The sequence below is a fragment of the Pseudomonadota bacterium genome (assembly GCA_039196715.1).
GTDB lineage: Bacteria > Pseudomonadota > Gammaproteobacteria > CALCKW01 > CALCKW01 > CALCKW01.
Genome location: JBCCUP010000001.1, coordinates 173,006 through 188,769 on the forward strand (window position 1 = coordinate 173,006; position 15,764 = coordinate 188,769).

The 15,764-nt window shown below is 65.0% G+C and carries 18 protein-coding genes; 8 read left to right on the forward strand and 10 right to left on the reverse strand.

All coding sequences use genetic code 11. The annotated features are described in order from the left end of the window. Positions 1-18 precede the first annotated feature (18 nt). Together AAGA11_00845 and AAGA11_00850 are read left to right on the forward strand one after the other, a co-directional pair. Positions 19-1,197, forward strand: coding sequence for an FIST N-terminal domain-containing protein (locus tag AAGA11_00845; GenBank protein ID MEM9601382.1), 1,179 nt, complete (start codon positions 19-21; stop codon positions 1,195-1,197). Beyond that, positions 1,194-2,612: a hybrid sensor histidine kinase/response regulator gene (locus tag AAGA11_00850; GenBank protein ID MEM9601383.1), complete on the forward strand. Its 1,419-nt coding sequence runs from the start codon at positions 1,194-1,196 to the stop codon at positions 2,610-2,612. The genes AAGA11_00845 and AAGA11_00850 overlap by 4 nt, the downstream gene beginning before the upstream one ends. On the opposite strand, the gene AAGA11_00855 is transcribed toward AAGA11_00850, so the two are convergent. Further along, positions 2,598-3,341, reverse strand: coding sequence for a response regulator transcription factor (locus AAGA11_00855; protein ID MEM9601384.1), 744 nt, complete (start codon positions 3,339-3,341; stop codon positions 2,598-2,600). The genes AAGA11_00850 and AAGA11_00855 overlap by 15 nt on opposite strands. A gap of 600 nt (positions 3,342-3,941) precedes the next feature. On the opposite strand from AAGA11_00855, the gene AAGA11_00860 reads away from it, so the two are divergent. Further along, positions 3,942-4,970, forward strand: coding sequence for a hypothetical protein (locus AAGA11_00860; GenBank protein MEM9601385.1), 1,029 nt, complete (start codon positions 3,942-3,944; stop codon positions 4,968-4,970). Positions 4,971-4,996: 26 nt separating this feature from the next. Here the strand turns inward: AAGA11_00860 and AAGA11_00865 are convergent, their stop codons facing one another. The 5 genes from AAGA11_00865 to AAGA11_00885 form a co-directional block, all read right to left on the reverse strand. Further along, positions 4,997-5,800: an ABC transporter permease subunit gene (locus AAGA11_00865; GenBank protein MEM9601386.1), complete on the reverse strand. Its 804-nt coding sequence runs from the start codon at positions 5,798-5,800 to the stop codon at positions 4,997-4,999. Beyond that, positions 5,800-6,672 carry an ABC transporter permease subunit gene (locus AAGA11_00870; protein ID MEM9601387.1) on the reverse strand — a complete coding sequence of 291 codons (873 nt, stop codon included), beginning with the start codon at positions 6,670-6,672 and terminating at the stop codon, positions 5,800-5,802. Before AAGA11_00870 ends, AAGA11_00865 begins: the two co-directional genes overlap by 1 nt. A gap of 81 nt (positions 6,673-6,753) precedes the next feature. Continuing rightward, the gene (locus tag AAGA11_00875; protein MEM9601388.1) at positions 6,754-7,485 is read right to left on the reverse strand and encodes a transporter substrate-binding domain-containing protein; all 732 of its coding nucleotides are present in this window, start codon (positions 7,483-7,485) and stop codon (positions 6,754-6,756) included. Between the two features lie 31 nt (positions 7,486-7,516). Further along, positions 7,517-8,284, reverse strand: a complete 768-nt coding sequence (locus AAGA11_00880; protein MEM9601389.1) for an ATP-binding cassette domain-containing protein — start codon at positions 8,282-8,284, stop codon at positions 7,517-7,519. Between the two features lie 135 nt (positions 8,285-8,419). Further along, positions 8,420-9,448, reverse strand: a complete 1,029-nt coding sequence (locus AAGA11_00885) for a serine/threonine dehydratase (GenBank protein ID MEM9601390.1) — start codon at positions 9,446-9,448, stop codon at positions 8,420-8,422. Positions 9,449-9,476: 28 nt separating this feature from the next. Here AAGA11_00885 and AAGA11_00890 point away from each other — a divergent pair, with 28 nt between their 5' ends. The 4 genes from AAGA11_00890 to AAGA11_00905 all read left to right on the forward strand — a co-directional run bounded on the left by AAGA11_00890 (position 9,477) and on the right by AAGA11_00905 (position 12,313). Continuing rightward, the gene (locus AAGA11_00890; GenBank protein MEM9601391.1) at positions 9,477-10,085 is read left to right on the forward strand and encodes a 5-formyltetrahydrofolate cyclo-ligase; all 609 of its coding nucleotides are present in this window, start codon (positions 9,477-9,479) and stop codon (positions 10,083-10,085) included. Then, the gene (locus AAGA11_00895) at positions 10,082-10,534 is read left to right on the forward strand and encodes an EVE domain-containing protein (GenBank protein MEM9601392.1); all 453 of its coding nucleotides are present in this window, start codon (positions 10,082-10,084) and stop codon (positions 10,532-10,534) included. The genes AAGA11_00890 and AAGA11_00895 overlap by 4 nt, the downstream gene beginning before the upstream one ends. A 24-nt stretch (positions 10,535-10,558) precedes the next feature. Next, positions 10,559-11,320, forward strand: a complete 762-nt coding sequence (locus AAGA11_00900; GenBank protein ID MEM9601393.1) for an SDR family oxidoreductase — start codon at positions 10,559-10,561, stop codon at positions 11,318-11,320. Between the two features lie 87 nt (positions 11,321-11,407). Beyond that, the gene (locus tag AAGA11_00905) at positions 11,408-12,313 is read left to right on the forward strand and encodes a DUF368 domain-containing protein (protein MEM9601394.1); all 906 of its coding nucleotides are present in this window, start codon (positions 11,408-11,410) and stop codon (positions 12,311-12,313) included. A 16-nt stretch (positions 12,314-12,329) separates the two neighbouring features. Here AAGA11_00905 and AAGA11_00910 read toward each other — a convergent pair whose 3' ends face one another. Beyond that, positions 12,330-12,650: a hypothetical protein gene (locus tag AAGA11_00910; GenBank protein ID MEM9601395.1), complete on the reverse strand. Its 321-nt coding sequence runs from the start codon at positions 12,648-12,650 to the stop codon at positions 12,330-12,332. A gap of 128 nt (positions 12,651-12,778) precedes the next feature. Further along, positions 12,779-13,441: a hypothetical protein gene (locus AAGA11_00915; protein MEM9601396.1), complete on the reverse strand. Its 663-nt coding sequence runs from the start codon at positions 13,439-13,441 to the stop codon at positions 12,779-12,781. Between the two features lie 173 nt (positions 13,442-13,614). Here AAGA11_00915 and AAGA11_00920 point away from each other — a divergent pair, with 173 nt between their 5' ends. Continuing rightward, positions 13,615-14,103, forward strand: a complete 489-nt coding sequence (locus tag AAGA11_00920; protein MEM9601397.1) for a hypothetical protein — start codon at positions 13,615-13,617, stop codon at positions 14,101-14,103. A 6-nt stretch (positions 14,104-14,109) separates the two neighbouring features. On the opposite strand, the gene AAGA11_00925 is transcribed toward AAGA11_00920, so the two are convergent. Both AAGA11_00925 and purE read right to left on the reverse strand, forming a co-directional pair. After that, on the reverse strand, positions 14,110-15,255 hold the full coding sequence (locus AAGA11_00925) for a 5-(carboxyamino)imidazole ribonucleotide synthase (protein ID MEM9601398.1): 1,146 nt from the start codon (positions 15,253-15,255) through the stop codon (positions 14,110-14,112). Next, positions 15,252-15,749 carry a 5-(carboxyamino)imidazole ribonucleotide mutase gene (purE, locus tag AAGA11_00930; protein ID MEM9601399.1) on the reverse strand — a complete coding sequence of 166 codons (498 nt, stop codon included), beginning with the start codon at positions 15,747-15,749 and terminating at the stop codon, positions 15,252-15,254. The genes AAGA11_00925 and purE overlap by 4 nt, the downstream gene beginning before the upstream one ends. Positions 15,750-15,764: the final 15 nt, after the last annotated feature.

Consider the following 15,764-nt stretch of genomic DNA (forward strand, 5'->3'; position numbering starts at 1 on the left):
TCCCCGGCCAACCCGACCATGCCCAGCGCGCGACGAATCAACCCCAGTGGCTTGTGCACCGTGTGGTCCTTCGACGGTGACGGCGAGGGCTTCGCCCGGGACGTCGCCATGGAGTGCAGCCGCACCTCGTACAGCCTGGTGCTGGTGTTCTACTCTCAACACCGCTACCCGCCAGCGGCGTTCCTGGCTGCGCTGGCCGCCGCGCAGGACGTGCCGATCGTCGCTGGCTGTTCGACTGCCGGGGAGTTGACGCCCGAGGGGCTCCAAGAGAACAACATCGTCGCGGTGCTGTTTCCCTCGGCACATTTCGAAGCCGATGCGCTGCTGATCGAACAGGTCGCCGACCGCGGCATGGAAGACATCGCCAACCGGGTGGGCCAGTTGCGCGAACGCTTCGCCGGCGGGCGCCGCGATGGCGTGTTCGCCCTGAGTGTGATCGACGGCTTGTCGCGCTCCGAGGAGGCGGTGACCACGGCAATCAACCGCGCACTGGACGGCATCGTGCTGCTCGGCGGGTCCTCCGGTGACGACGCGTACTTCGAGCATACCACTCAGGTGTTCGGCGCCTCCGACTACAGCGGCGCAGCGATCGTCATCATGATGCGCACCGACTTGCGATTCGAAGCCTTCTCGACCAAGAATTTCGTCGCCACCGAGGCGAAGCTCGTTGTGACCGAGTGCGACCCCAGTGAGCGCATCGTCTACGAGTTCAACGGGGTGCGCGCTGCGGAGGAGTATGCGCGGCTGGTCAACGCCGACCCGAACACCTTGAGTGCGACGACCTTCGCGTCCCATCCCCTGGTCGTGCGGGTCGGCGGCGAGTATTTCTGCCGCGCCATCAGCCACGTGTACAGCGACGGCTCGCTGCGGTTCTTCTGTGCCATTGACGAGGGCATCGTGCTGACCCTGTCAGAACCGGTCGCCATGGTCGAGACCACCGCCGAAACCCTCCATGGTGTGATGCAACGGATCGGTCCACTCGACACCATTCTCGGCTTTGATTGCGCCTACCGACGCACGGATGCACGCAACCGCGGGCTCTACAACGCCATGTCGGAGCTCTACCAGACGTTCAACTTCGTCGGCTTCGCCACGTATGGCGAGCAGTTTCACGCCATGCACATCAACCAGACCTGCACAGGCATCGCCTTTGCTGCGCCAGCGGGCGACGGTACGCCTGCGGCCGACGTCCGATGACCGGCGGCACCGACGCACTCGATCGTCTGACGCGCGAGAACGCGCGCCTTCGCAAGATCAACCGCGCCCTGATGAACCAGGTGGAACGCTCCTACAACCAGCAGGGCAGCGCCTTCTCGCTGTTCCAGACCGCGATCGAACTCGAGGCACAGATCAAGCAACGGACCATCGAGCTGACCACCACCCTGCGCAGTCTGGAAAACAGCAACCTCGCGCTGCAGCAGGCCAAGGAAACCGCCGAGGAGGCCAACCGATCCAAAACGCGCTACCTCGCCGCCGCGAGCCACGATGTCCTGCAACCCCTGAACGCGGCGCAATTGCTGCTGTCCTCGCTGATGGAATCCGACGTCGACGCCCACGGCCGGCAACTCGCCGCGCAGATTCAGCGCTCGCTGACCAACATGGAGGAATTGCTGCGCACCCTGCTCGACATCTCGCGACTCGATGCGGGAGTCGTGCAACCGACGTTCGAGCCGATCGAGCTGCATCGGTTGTTCGCTGACCTGCACGGGGAGATGGCGCCCCTTGCAGCGCAACGCAATCTGGTATTGCGCTCCAGGCGCACGGACCTGCGCGTGGTTTCCGACCGCACCATCCTGCGGCGTATCCTGCAAAACATCCTCGCCAACGCACTTCAGTACACCAACACGGGCGGTGTTCTGCTGGCTGCACGCCGGGCGGACGACACCGTACGCATCGACGTGGTCGACACCGGCGTCGGCATTGAGCAAAGCGAAATCGGCACCGTGTTCGAGGAGTTTCACCGCGGTCGACACCGCGGCGAGTCGACCACCCAATCGGAGGGGCTCGGGCTTGGCTTGTCGATCGTCAACCGGATGGTCAAAACGCTGGACCACGAGTTGGTCGTGCGCTCGCGTGTCGGTGTCGGCAGCACCTTCAGCTTGCGGGCCGAGCGCTACCACGGAGCCACACCGCTGAAGCGAGTTCAGCCCGTGCCACGCAGCGCCGCGGTGCAACAGAACCGCGGCCGACGCGTGCTGCTGATCGAAAACGACCCGGCCATCGTCGAGGCGATGTCGACGCTGTTCCAGCAGTGGGGCTACCACATCGACAGCGCGTGTTCGGCCACCACAGCGGAACAGACGGCCGCGCGCTTCCAACCGGAAATCATCGTCGCTGACCAGCACCTTGACCACAACGAACTGGGACTCGACGCCATCGTGGCGTTGCGCCAGCGCATGCAACACCACCTGCCCGCGGTCATCGTCACGGCCGACCCATCGCCGTCGCTCGCGCGCGCGGCACAGCAGGCTCACATTGAAATTATGCCCAAACCGGTGAAGCCGGCCCAGTTGCGTGCGCTGCTGAACCACCTGAGCGGGCGCGCCGCGCAGCTTCAGGTCGTTGCGTCCTCGACGCCGGACCGAACGGATTCGGGTTCAGCTCGGAGCTGAATCCGGTAGGGGACCTGCCGTTGCCGGGGTGTCGGCTTCGAAGAACTCATCGCCGAGGCGGGAGACCAGAATGACCGCCTGGGTTCGGTTGTACACCTTGAGCTTGCGAAGAATTTCGGACACGTGGGCCTTCACCGTGGTCGCACCCACACCGAGCTCGTGGGCAATCTGTTTGTTCAGCAGCCCTTCACGCAGCATGTTGAGCACGCGCAGCTGCTGCGGTGTGAGGCTCGCAATGCGCTCGATGATGTTGCGCTTCTCATCGTCGATGATGCTGTCGTCCCCGACTGTGTAGCCCGCGGGGGTGTACACCTCCCCACGCAACACGCTGCAGACCGCGTCCACCAGCGCGTGTTTGCCCGCCGATTTCGGGATGTACCCTGCCGCACCAAAGGACAATGCCTCGGCGATCACCGTGTCCTGCTCAAATCCGGACACGACCAGCACCGGCAGTTTCGGGTACCGGCCGCGCAGCTCAAGCAGCGCATCGAAGTGTTGGACGCCAGGCAGGTTGAGGTCCAGCAGTGCGATGTCCACGCTGCCATCGCCAGCGACAGCGAGCTCGGCCAACCCGCTTTCGAGACTGTGCGCTTCGCGTGTTCGCACCTGTTCAAAGGACGCCCGCAGCGCGCTGGTGAGCGCGTCGCGAAAGAGCGGATGATCATCGATGACCAGCACACTCACGTTGCCGGTCCACGCATCCACCACGGCATCTGACGTCGTTTGCATGGCTGCCCCAAAGTCACTTCCACAATCGGGCCGGACCGCGCCGGGTGCGGTGTCGACCGGCGGCCTGATCCTACCACCCGCCCAGCGCGAGGCGAAACGCGCAACAACCGGCCGACGCCGTGGCGCGCGGCTCGCGTCCGCGCTTGCGATGACTGCAGGCGACGCTGACAACCGGACCCTGACAAGGACGTGTCGCAACAGCCGATCAGATCGGCGCGACCTGCCTCCGGCAAACCGCACCATTTTTGAAACACTGCCGTGCAAAACTGTGATGCGGAATCAGGCGCACGACGCAGCACCAGCGCCGCCGCGACCGCTGACCGGCAGGCGCGAGAACGCGGCTTCCAACCCGGTTAGCGTGCGCGTCGCGCTGTCGAGAAGCAGGCAATTTTCCCTGCACAACGACCACCTGAGGCAGCGCAGTACCAGCCCGGCCGTGTCGCCAAACCGCGTTCGCACGCCGCCCGAGATCGATTGCAAGGCACACCTCGCGCCCCGGCTCGGCACGGGCTCGCGTCGAAAAAGTGGCGCTTACGGCTAAAAAAATGGCCGTACCGTGCATTATGATTTCAGTCCGATCACTGAAGGTTTTCGTTCGCAGTGTCTGATGAGGATCTGCTCGCCGGTCTGGACAACGGCGATTTTGACACGCTCGTTCTCGAGAGCGACCAGCGCTTTGCCGCTCGCATCGATGCCGTCATCGCGGCGCTGCTGAAGCGCTCGCGTGGCTACGGGTCGCTCGAGAGTGTCATCGAAGCCGTCGATGTGCTGCGACAGCGGGTCAACCCTCAGGCCTTGCCGACAGACAGCTTGCACGCCTGGGCTGCAACCCTGCGCACCGGGTCCATGGCCGCGCAGCGCTTTCAGGACCCGCGTTGGACCGAGTGGTTCGAAGAGTCATGGCAACTCGCACTGCAGTTGGGTGACTTCGATGTGTTGCACGACCTGTGCGGCGACCTGAGCGCGTTGCAACCGAGCCAGACCGATCGGTCCGTCTCGGACCTCCGCACACGGGGCGCGATTGCCGGCTTTGCCCTCGCCAACCTCGCCGGCGACCAGACGCGGCAACTCAAGGCACTTGCACGCAACACCGACCGCCTGTTGTGGAGCGGTGATGTGCAGGCCGCCAAGCGAACCCTGCAACACCACAACGTCAAACAACGGTTGATGGCGTCCGACATGCCGCTGTCAGACTACTGCCTCATTCTCGATTCACTCTGCGCTGTGGCGGTCGCCACCGGCGAGCTGCAAGAGGCCCTCGAACTCGCACTGGAGCTCGAGCGGCACTCGAGTGACCTGCCGATTTACCAGGCACACGCCTACTTCCACATCGGCATGATTGCGGTCAGGCGCTTCAACTTCCAGAAAGCACGCACCTGTATCGAGCGCCTGGACGACTTGTCCCTGGTGTTGGGTTCAGTCGACGCGGCGGAGCAAATGCGCTGCGAATTGCGAAACGCCTACAACACCGGTCGCACACCCGAGCCGATCAAGGCGAGCAACCCGGACGCCAGCAAATTCACACCCCAGTCCCTGGCCAAATTGGCAAGCGGCATCGACAGCGCCGTGGCGCGTCACCAACCCGCACTGACCAAGATCCTGCCGCGGTTCTCAAAACCCACCGCCTGACCTGTCCCCACCCCCACGGTGCGGTGTCACCGCGCGCCGTCGAGGTGCCGGGTCAACCGGCGAGAGACCAGGCCGAATACCCCGATCAGGATCACCGTGAACACCATGAAGTACACCGCCACGATCGGGTAGGCAACGAAGGGGTTGAACGTCTTCTCGGCAAAATAACTCGCGTAATACAAGGCGTCGCCCTGCTGACGCCACGCGGGGAAGCTCGAGAAATACACCAGCGCGGTTGCGTGAAACAGGAAGATGGCCTCGTTGGTGTAGGCCGGCCACGCCAGACGCAACATGGTCGGCCACACAATGCGCCGAAAGCGCTTGAAGCCGACCAGACCAATGGCGTCGGCGGCTTCCAGGTCCCCCTTGGGCACCGCGCGCAACGCACCGTAGAAGATCTCCGCGGTGTAGCACGCGGTGTTGAGGAACAACACGATCAAGGCGCCAAGCCAGGCCCGCGTCAACCAGCGCGTCTCGACCGAGATCACCAACGAGCCGAATTCGATCGTGTAACCGAGTTTCGGCAACAAAACGAACATTTCGTAGGCGAAGAAAAACTGAATGAACAACGGTGTGCCGCGAAACACGTACACCAGGCCGCCCGCGGGCCATCGCCAGCGGCGGTGCGGGCTGTTCTTGCCCAGCGCCAGTAACACGGCAAGGCCGAAACCCAGACCCAGCGCCAGAAACGCGAAATACAGGTTCCAGATCAGTCCACTGCCGATCAGGACGACCTGCTGACAGAGGTCGAACTCACTGCGCGGCAACACCCGGGCGCCGATGCCCAGCGCCCGCAGGGCGTAGTCGGAGACCGCGGCTTCGCAACTCATCAACGCGCCATCGCATCGGCACCCGAGATCGACTGCCCCCGGCTCAACCGCTGGTTGAGTCGCTCGAACACCCGCTGGCTGACACTGGTAACACCAAGGTAGAAGATCAGCAACGCACCGAAGTACCAGATTCGCCAGTCGCCGTGGGCGTACTGGTAGGCGCTCGTCTTGCTGCCCCCGAGTTCCCGCGCCCAGTAGACGATGTCCTCAATGCCCAGCAGAAACAGCAAGGGCGTCGCCTTGACGAGGATCTGCCAGAGGTTCGACAGGCCCGGCAGGGCGTACAACCACATTTGCGGCAAGAGCACGCGCCGCAAGACCTGTCCCGCCGTCATGCCGATCGACTCGGCGGCTTCGATCTGCCCGCGTGGCACTGCGGACAAGGCGCCATACAGGATGTTGGCCGCGAAGGCACCGAACACAATGGCGTAGGCGACGAGCGCCAGCGTGAAACCGTAGGCGTCGTGCACCCAGGCCTCGCTGCTGTTCAGCGGCAGTTTCGCCACCGCGCACACCACGAAGTCGTTACCTTGCCTGACGGGCTCGGTGACCTCGGGGCACAACACCCGATGGCGAAGGTACTCGATCCCCTGGTCGAGTGCGATCGGCACGAACAGGAAGAAGACGATGTCCGGGATGCCCCGGACCATGCTCGTGTAGCCGAGCCCGACCCAGCGGACCGGGGCAAAGCGGGCACGCCGTGCCAGCGCGCCGCACAGGCCGAAAGCCAGGATCAAGGGAACCGCCAGCGCCAGCAAACCCATGACCGTGCCGAAGCTCTTGTAGAAGCTCATGTGCTTGGCGGTCGTCAGATAGCACGTCAACCACCGCACATCGCTCAGGACCGCAGGATCAGCACAGTACTCGAACACGGGCGCCCCCGGTCGTCAGCCACACAGGCCGGCCCGCGGGCCGGCCGTGTGTGCCATTGCTGGTGAGAACGACTCCCGCACTCAGTTGTACAGGTTGGTGTCGTCGCCGAACCACTTCTTCAGCAGCGCGTTGAGGCTGCCATCGTCCTTCATCGACTGGATTGCGGCGTTCATCTTGTCGCGCAGCTTGCCGTCGCTCTCGCGAATGCCCATGCCGACGCCGCCGCCGATCTGCACTTCACCCAGCACTTCGAGTTCACCGCCGCTCTCGGCGACGATCGGCTTGAGGTATTCGCCGTCGGCCAACACCGCATCGGCCTCGCCGTTGCGCACGGCCGCAATGGTTTCATCCGGTGTGGCGAATTCGACCAGTGTTGCCCCGCTCGCGGCCACGTGACTCGCCTGGATGGTGCTGACCTGAGCCGCGACCACACCGCTCATGGCGTCTGCACCGGCACCCGCCAGCCCGACGAACATCGAGGGATCAGCCGGCACGTAGTCCTGAGTGAAATCAATGACTTCGTCCCGCTCGGCCGTGACGCTCATGCCAGCGATGATCGTGTCGTAGTTGCCGCTCACGAGGTTGGGGATGATGCTGTCCCAGTCGTTGACGACCCATTTGCAGTCGAGTTCAGCGCGGGCACACAGCTCATCGCCGAGCTCGCGTTCAAAGCCGTCGACTTCACCGTTGTCGTTGATGAAGTTGTACGGCGGGTATGCACCCTCGGTGCCCATGCGAATGGTGTGGTGATCGGCGAACGCCGCACCGCTGAACAGGGCTGCAGCCGCAGCGATTTGAACCATTTTTTTCATCGGAATGCTCCATTGGTTGGATATGACATGCTCACAGCACGCTCTCGAGGAACGCGCGGCATCGTTCGGATTGGGGGCTCGTGAACACGGCGTCGGGCGCCCCCCGCTCCTCGACGCGGCCCGCGTGGAGGAACATCACCTGGTCTGACACCTCGCGCGCAAAGCCCATTTCGTGGGTGACCACGATCATCGTCCGGCCTTCTTCCGCAAGGGCACGCATCACGCGCAGCACCTCGCCGACCAACTCCGGGTCCAGCGCTGAGGTCGGTTCATCGAACAGCAACACGCTGGGTTGCATGGTGAGGGCACGGGCGATGGCGACCCGCTGCTGCTGTCCACCGGAGAGCTGCGCCGGCCACGCGTCCGCCTTGTCGGCGATGCCCACCTTGTCCAGGGTGACCATCGCCTCGTCACGCACCTCGCGGGCCGGTCGGCCGAGGACCTGCACCGGTCCTTCCATGACGTTCTGCAGCACCGTCATGTGGGACCACAGGTTGAAGTTCTGAAAGACCATGCCCAGACGCGACCGAAGCCGGCTGATCTGAGCGGGGTCGGCTCGGCCGGGTTGGCCTTGTCTGCCCGCACTGACGCGCACTTCCTCGCCATCCAGCACGACGCGGCCCCGGTCGGGTGTTTCAAGGAAATTGATGCATCGCAGAAAGGTGCTCTTGCCCGATCCCGAGCTGCCGATGATCGAGACCACATCGCCCTTGTTGGCAGTCAGATCGAGTCCCTTGAGCACATCGAGCTCGCCAAAACGCTTGTGGATGTTCTCGGCGATCAGAGCAGGCTGGGTCATGCAAGGGCTGCGCGGAACGGTTGAGGCGCAATTAGGCGGCACCGGCAGCCATTTGGCAAGGCCCAGCCACGCCAATCCCCGTGCACGCCGAAGCCGGGGTTTCGCCAACGTTACACCGGCGTTCGGGGCATGCAGTCACAGTGTGGGCAGCGCATCGAGGTGGTTGGTCGACCACACCCGTCGCGTGGCTTCGGCGTCCACATTGCCACCCGACAGGATCACCAACACCCGCTGCGGTGTGCGTTTTCCCGCGAGCCACTGCGCCGCACCGGCCATGCCGAGCGCGGCGGTGGGCTCGAGGTGCAGTTTGAGCAGGTGTGACAGCCACTGAGTCCAGCGGCAAATGGCGTCGTCGGAGACCACCTCGATCCCTGCGAGGTTCGCGAACAGGCGGAAGTTGCGTTCGCCGATCGACAGCGTGCGCACCCCGTCGGCGAGGGTGTCGGGCGAGTGCGGCAGACTGACCACGCGACCGGCCGCCAGCGATTGGGCGGCGTCGTCGGCACCCGCCGGCTCGACACCGATGACATCCGCGTTCGGCGCCAGCCCGCTGGCGGCGAGCAGAGCCCCCCCGACGAGCCCACCGCCACCGCAGGGCCCGGCAATCAGATCGACCGGGCCGAGCGACTGCAAGGCCTCCAGGGTGGCGGTGCCCTGCCCCAGGATCACATCGTCGTCGTCGTAGGGGTGCACCCACAGCGTGCCGGGGTGCTCGGCCAGCGCACGGATGCGGCGCTCGCTCGCCGCCCGGTCCGCTGTGAACTCGGTCTCGGCGCCATACGCGCGCGTCGCCTGCACCTTGACCTGACTCACGTCGGCCGGCATCACGATCGTCGCTGGCAGACCGAACAAGGCGGCTGCCCAGGCTGTCGCCTGTGCATGGTTACCGGAACTCTGCGCGACGACGCGGGCAGGTCGCTCGCCGTCGTCGAGGCGCCGACGCACGGCGTTGCACGCCCCTCGCGCCTTGAACGCGCCGACGCGTTGCAGGCATTCGGCCTTGAAGTACACCTCGTGCCCGATCGCCGCATTCAACACGCGACTGCTGACCACGGGGGTTTCGAGCACGTGGGGACGGATGCGCGCGTGCGCGTGTTGCACGCCGTCGAAGTCGAGTGTTGTCACCGTGGTCGCGCCCATGATTCCGTCAGAAAAGCGTGACACAATTGCCTGTCGAAAACGAGAAAACGAGATGCCGGAATCGCCCGCTGCAGAGGTCAGCGCGTTGCGCTCTGCACACCGACGAGCCCGCGCGGCGCTGCCCGAATCCCGCCAGCAGCGCAACGCCGAACGGCTCGCTGACCGGTTGTCCGCGCTGCCCGCGTTTCGATCGGCGCGCACCCTTGCGGGCTACTGTGCCGTGCGTGGCGAGATATCGCTCGAACCCGTGCTGCACATCGCGGCGGAACTGGGCAAGGTGGTGCACCTGCCGATCCTGCGCGACGGCACCATGGCCTTCGCGCCGTGGACACCGGGTGCGCCGCTCGAACGCCGGGACCTCGGATTGCTTGAACCGCACCACGACCCATCGGCCCGTGTCCCACCAGCGGACATCGACCTCGTGCTCGCGCCGCTCGTGGTATTCGACGACCACTGTCAGCGCATCGGCCAGGGTGGCGGCTTCTACGACCGGAGCTTCGCGTTCCGACTCGACCCGGCCGTGCGCACACCGGTCCTGATCGGCGTTGCCCACGACATGCAACGGGAGGCCCGATTGCGCCCGATGCCCTGGGATGTCCCGCTGGACATGATCGCCACGGAGCAGCAACTCTACATTCGCGAGGACGCGTTGACCCCATGAACTACTGGCTGATGAAATCCGAACCGGACGTGTTCGGCATAGACGATCTCAAACGCGTGAAAGTGGAGCCCTGGGACGGTATCCGCAACTACCAGGCGCGCAACTTCATGCGCGACACCATGAAGCGGGGCGACAAGGCTTTTTTCTACCACTCCAACACCGACGTGCCGGGCATCGTCGGCACCATGACGGTCCACCGCGAAGCGTACCCGGATCACACGGCGCTGGACCCCGACAGCAAATACTTCGACCCCAAGTCCACCGCCGACGCGCCACGTTGGATGATGGTCGACGTGAAGTTCAGCCGCAAATTCAAACGCACGGTCAGCCTCGCCGAGATGCGCGAGGATCCGGCGTTGGACGGGTTCCGCCTGCTGCAACGTGGCCAACGCCTCAGTATCCTGCCCGTCGAGCCCGCACACTGGGACCACATTCTGACGCTGGTGTAAGCCGCTTCCGACGAGAACCCGTTCATGAGAGAGCTTGAAAACACATCCGTGGTGATCACCGGCGCGAGCCGCGGGATCGGCGAATCCGCCGCGTACACTTTCGCCGAGGCCGGTGCGCGCGTGGTGTTGCTCGCGCGTGACGTCGCCGCCTGCAATCGAACGCGCGACGCCATCGAGGCCTCGGGCGGAACCGCCTTGGCATTGGCGTGCGACGTTGCCGACTACGGCCAGGTGCAGCAGGCACTCTCCGAGGCGCACAGCCGGTGCGGCAGTCTGGATGTGCTGATCAACAATGCCGGTGTGATCGACCCGATCGCCTGCCTCGACACGGTCGATCCGGCGGCGTGGTCACACGCGGTCGACATCAACCTCAAAGGGGTGTTCAACGGCGTGCACATCGCGCTGCCAATGATGCTGGCCCAGGGCGGCGGCCGGATCCTCAACGTCAGCTCGGGTGCCGCACAGCACGCATTGCCCGGCTGGAGCCACTACTGCGCAGCGAAGGCCGGCAGCGCCATGCTCACCCGCTGTGTGCACGCCGAGTTCGGCGATCAGGGCATCACCGTCATGGGCCTGAGTCCCGGTACCGTCGCCACGGACATGCAGGTCAAGATCAAGGCGTCGGGCATCAACGCGGTCAGCCAACTCGACCCGAGTGTGCACATCGACCCCAGTTGGCCTGCAAAGGCCCTGGTCTGGATGTGCGGCGAAGACGCCTCGGCCTTCGCAGGAGAAGAGATTTCGCTGCGTGATGCGACCATCCGGGCCAAGCTGGGCCTGAGCTGAGACCGACACCGCGCGCGCGACGCCGTGCGGGTTCAGTCGGCGGACTATGCTCCCGATAGCTGTCCTATCCACCGCGTCGAGCCCGCCATGCCACCGTTTGCCTCCCTTTTTCTCAAAGGCCTCGCAATGGGCGCCGCCAACGTGGTGCCCGGCGTGTCCGGCGGCACCGTGGCGCTCGTCACCGGGATCTACGAACGCCTGATCAACGCGCTGCGGCGCTGTGATCTGCAGGCGCTGAAACTGCTGTTCGCCGGTGACCTCAAGCGCCTCTGGGCGCACGTCGATGGCGGCTTTCTCGCGGCGATCAGCCTCGGCGTCGCCGCGAGCATCTTCTCGCTCGCCAAACTGCTGGAGTTTCTGCTGGACCGGCACGAGACGCTGACCATGGCCTTTTTCTTCGGCCTGATTGCGGTGTCGGTCGTCTCGGTCGGACGCACCGTGCGCCACTGGACCACCCCGAGCCGGGTGGCGTTGGCCGTCGGTGCCGCGACGGCGGTCGGCATCGCGCTGCTCGCACCGGCTGGCGAGAACACCGGTTTCGTCTACCTCGTGCTCTGCGGTGTCGTGGCCATCTGCAGCATGATCCTGCCCGGGCTGTCAGGCTCTTTCGTGCTGATCATCATGGGCAACTACGCCCTGGTGCTGGGCGCGGTAGGCCGACTGGACCTCGCCATCCTGCTGCCGGTTGCGCTCGGCTGCGTGGTTGGCCTGCTGGCGTTCTCGCACGTGCTCGGCTGGGTGTATACCCGCTTCCACGACCAGACCGTGGCACTGATGACCGGCTTCATCGTCGGCTCGCTGGTGGTGATCTGGCCGTTCAAGACCGCCCTCACGACGTGGGTCGAGCGGGCGGGCAAACCCGCCAAGGAAGTGGTGATCGGCTACCAGTGGCACTGGCCCGACGCGTCGCTCGCAACCGGGCTCGCGGCCGGCGCTGCACTTGCAGGCGCCCTGGGGCTGGTGTGGGTTGAACGCGTGGCGACACGCCCCTGAGGGGCGCTTTCACGCCTCAGTGGTTGGCGGGTGCGTGGATGCCCAGGAAAGCCGCTATGTGGACGATCTCGTCGTCGGACAGGCGGCTGGCAGGTTGCGACAGTGTGGGGTGTGATCCCAAGCCACTGCGGTAGGACCGCAGCGCGAGACGGTGGTCGTTCACGCTGCCAGACAGTGGGATCAGGGTGTCGTGCGCGGCGCTGCCGAGCGCTTCATGGCAGCCGACACAGCCCCGCACATGGTAGAGCCGCTCACCTTTGCCGACGTCCGCCGTCGACGTGCCGCCCTGACTCGCGGTCAAAGCCGCCCCGGACAGGAACAAGACCGCCCCAGTCACCTTGATCAACCGTCCAACCATGCGGCCTGAACAACTTTCCGAAAATTAATGGCTTAACTATAGTACCGAAAGTTGTTTCCACGGTGTGTCATTTTTTTTACGCTGGGATCGAAACCCGGCCAACGCGGTCAGGGAAAGCGGAATTCCAAGCCGATGCGAAGGTACGGGTAGAGGCTCAATTCATCGTCGTACTCGGCCAGCAGATCGTCGATCTCCTGCTGGATGTCCGCATCTGAGATGAAGTTGCTGCCCTGCTCGACCAGCGTCACGTCCGGATCGGGCATGCTCGAGACGCCCAGCTCGCTGCGAATCGAAAACCGGCTGCCGACCGACCAGAGGTAGCCGAGGCCGAGGTAGGGTTCGACGCCATCGAAGGCCGCCGTCATTTCCAGAAAACCGAGGCTGGCCGGCGGGACCGTGACACTGCCGACCTGAATGGGTGTGGTCGGGTCAGCCGTGCCGTCGACCGAAAGGTCGGTGTCGGCGAGGCCACCGCTGACGAAGAAGCCGGAACCGGTCGGGAACCAGTCGAGTTGGACGCGTGTGAAGCTCACGTCCCCGTTGGCATCGTATTCCACGCCGTCGATCGTCTCGGTGACGCTGTCGTCCACGCCCTCAACCGAGAGGCGCACGGCGAGTTTGGAGCCAACCGCGCAACCGCCGCCGAGACCCAGTCCGCCGGAACCGGCATGCCCGCCGGCAAAGCAGGCGGGTCGGTGATCGTCTGCCAGCACCGGCGACAGCGCGGCCACAGCCACCAGCGCAAGAAGGATGATCAGTTTGTCCAACATGTCGGTACCTCCGATTTTACCGGGTGAAGGTCGGGAACGCTGGACAAGCCAATGCAGAGTGCATGCCGATTCGCAGCAGCAGGCGGCAAGAATTCGCCGCTGTCAGGCTCAAGCGGCAAAGTAGTCTGTCGATATTACGTTCACATCCATCCTGTACCGGGTCCGGCCAGGGCATGTCGAACGCAGCAGACGACACGAATCAACCGACCAACGCGCTTACACGCGTGTTCACCGATTTCGCGATCGGCGTCCTGTTCATGGCCGTCATGGCGGTCATTCTCGCGCCACAGGTCAGCGAGGAGGAGCCGAAACGGGCCGATCACCTGCAGGAAGTGGCGGAGACCGCCGGGACGTTGCAGAGCGCAGCCTCGCTCGAGCGCGCACAACGGCTGACCCGCGGTGGCACGGTCAAACGGGATTTCGACTCGCCGCGAACCGGCGCGCTCCGGGTTATTCCCCGGCCCATCGCCGCAGCCGATTGCGCGCAGATGTGGAACAACCTGATGCCAGATGGGCCGGAGGCGGCAACCGGCGGCGACAGCCTGTTCACGGTCGACACCACCGACACGCGCGGTCTGTGCCTGTACCGGTACACGGCAGCGCAGGATCAGGCCTACGTGATTTCCTACCGACCCGAGTCAGGACAGGTGGCGTTCAACTGAGTCCCGTCAGGGCGCGATACCGAGCACGCCACACACGCGCTCGAGGCACTGACCCAGCGCCGCATCAGTCGGCGCGCTGAGGTTGACGTGGCCCATCTTGCGGCCCGCTCTGGCCTCGCGTTTGCCGTAAAGGTGCAACTCCGTCCCAACGGTGCCGACCACGCCAGCCCAATCCGGCGTGCCGCCTTCCCAACAGTCGCCCAACAGGTTCAGCATCGCCGTGGGTTGCCGCAACTTCGGCTCGACCAGCGGCAGGCCACAGAGCGCCCGGACCTGCAATTCAAACTGGTTGACATCGCAGCCGAGCTGACTGTAGTGACCGCTGTTGTGCGGGCGCGGCGCGATCTCGTTGGCGAGCAGCGCGCCGTCGGCGGTGACGAAGAACTCCACTGCCAACACACCTTGATAACCCAGGGTTTCGGCAATCGCCCTGGCCGTATCCGCGGCCGCGGCGGTGAGCGCCGGCGCTTGCGCAGCCGGCACGCGGGTGGTGTGCAGGATGCCGCCCCGGTGGGTGTTCTCACCAACCGGCAACACCACGGCCTGCCCGTTCTCGGCGCGCGCCACGATCGCAGAGACCTCCGCGCGCAGGTCGACACGCTGCTCGACCACACACGGCACCTCACCGAGGGCCGTGAACGCCGCACCGAGCGCCTCGCGACTCTCGCAGACCGCCTGGCCCTTGCCGTCGTAGCCGAGACGTGCCGTTTTCAGTACACACGGACCCGATGCGGTTTCCCAGGCGGTGTCGAGGTCACTCACGTCCCGGACCGAGGCCCAGCGAACCGTCGGCACACCGCATTCGGCGAAGAGGGTCTTCTCACGTGCGCGGTCCTGCGCGACCGTGAGCGCGTGCGCGTCTGGCGCCACACGACAGTAAGCGCTCAGTGCCTCGAGCGCGGCCGCTGGCACATTCTCGAACTCCGTGGTAACGGCATCGCAGTGCCGAGCAAAATCGGCCAGTGCCGCATCGTCGTCGAAGGCGGCGCGCAGGTGGTGGTGCGCCATGCCCCCTGCCGGGCTGTGCGGATCGGCGTCGAAGACATGAACGCGATACCCCATGCGAATGGCTTCGAGCGCAAACATGCGCCCGAGTTGTCCGCCCCCGAGCACCCCGAGTGTCGCACCGGGCAACAGCGGTGTCATCGTCATGACGCCCCCGACGGCAAGCTCATCGCCAACGCGCGATCCCGTTGTGCCTCACGAAACGCCGACAGCGCTTCGCGCAGCGACACGTCGTGATTTGCCAACACCGACACGGCAAACAGGCCCGCGTTCGCAGCGCCGGCCTCACCGATGGCAAAGGTTGCCACCGGCACACCTCGCGGCATCTGAACGATCGACAGCAGCGAGTCCTGCCCCTGCAGGTGCCGGGACGGCACGGGCACACCGAGCACCGGCAACGTGGTTTTGGCCGCTAGCATGCCCGGCAAGTGGGCGGCGCCACCAGCACCGGCAATAATGCAGCACAGTCCCCTTTCCTCGGCGGACGACGCGTAGGAGAACAGCAGATCCGGTGTGCGGTGCGCCGAGACAACCCGCGTCTCGTGGGCAACGTCGAACTGCGAGAGAACGGATGCGGCGTGCTGCATCACGGGCCAGTCGCTGTCACTGCCCATGACGACGCCAACCAGAGGAGAAGGCATGCCGGAACCTCGGCT

Excerpts from the sequence above, each read along its gene's own strand:
- AAGA11_00895 (MEM9601392.1), top strand. The coding sequence starts at position 10,082 with ATGAACTACTGGCTGATGAAATCCGAACCGGACGTGTTCGGCATAGAC.
- AAGA11_00890 (MEM9601391.1), top strand. The coding sequence starts at position 9,477 with ATGCCGGAATCGCCCGCTGCAGAGGTCAGCGCGTTGCGCTCTGCACAC.
- AAGA11_00850 (MEM9601383.1), top strand. The coding sequence starts at position 1,194 with ATGACCGGCGGCACCGACGCACTCGATCGTCTGACGCGCGAGAACGCG.
- AAGA11_00925 (MEM9601398.1), bottom strand. The coding sequence starts at position 15,255 with ATGACGATGACACCGCTGTTGCCCGGTGCGACACTCGGGGTGCTCGGG.
- AAGA11_00880 (MEM9601389.1), bottom strand. The coding sequence starts at position 8,284 with ATGACCCAGCCTGCTCTGATCGCCGAGAACATCCACAAGCGTTTTGGC.
- AAGA11_00845 (MEM9601382.1), top strand. The coding sequence starts at position 19 with ATGCCCAGCGCGCGACGAATCAACCCCAGTGGCTTGTGCACCGTGTGG.
- AAGA11_00875 (MEM9601388.1), bottom strand. The coding sequence starts at position 7,485 with ATGAAAAAAATGGTTCAAATCGCTGCGGCTGCAGCCCTGTTCAGCGGT.
- AAGA11_00900 (MEM9601393.1), top strand. The coding sequence starts at position 10,559 with ATGAGAGAGCTTGAAAACACATCCGTGGTGATCACCGGCGCGAGCCGC.
- purE (MEM9601399.1), bottom strand. The coding sequence starts at position 15,749 with ATGCCTTCTCCTCTGGTTGGCGTCGTCATGGGCAGTGACAGCGACTGG.
- AAGA11_00905 (MEM9601394.1), top strand. The coding sequence starts at position 11,408 with ATGCCACCGTTTGCCTCCCTTTTTCTCAAAGGCCTCGCAATGGGCGCC.
- AAGA11_00915 (MEM9601396.1), bottom strand. The coding sequence starts at position 13,441 with ATGTTGGACAAACTGATCATCCTTCTTGCGCTGGTGGCTGTGGCCGCG.
- AAGA11_00865 (MEM9601386.1), bottom strand. The coding sequence starts at position 5,800 with ATGAGTTGCGAAGCCGCGGTCTCCGACTACGCCCTGCGGGCGCTGGGC.
- AAGA11_00920 (MEM9601397.1), top strand. The coding sequence starts at position 13,615 with ATGTCGAACGCAGCAGACGACACGAATCAACCGACCAACGCGCTTACA.
- AAGA11_00855 (MEM9601384.1), bottom strand. The coding sequence starts at position 3,341 with ATGCAAACGACGTCAGATGCCGTGGTGGATGCGTGGACCGGCAACGTG.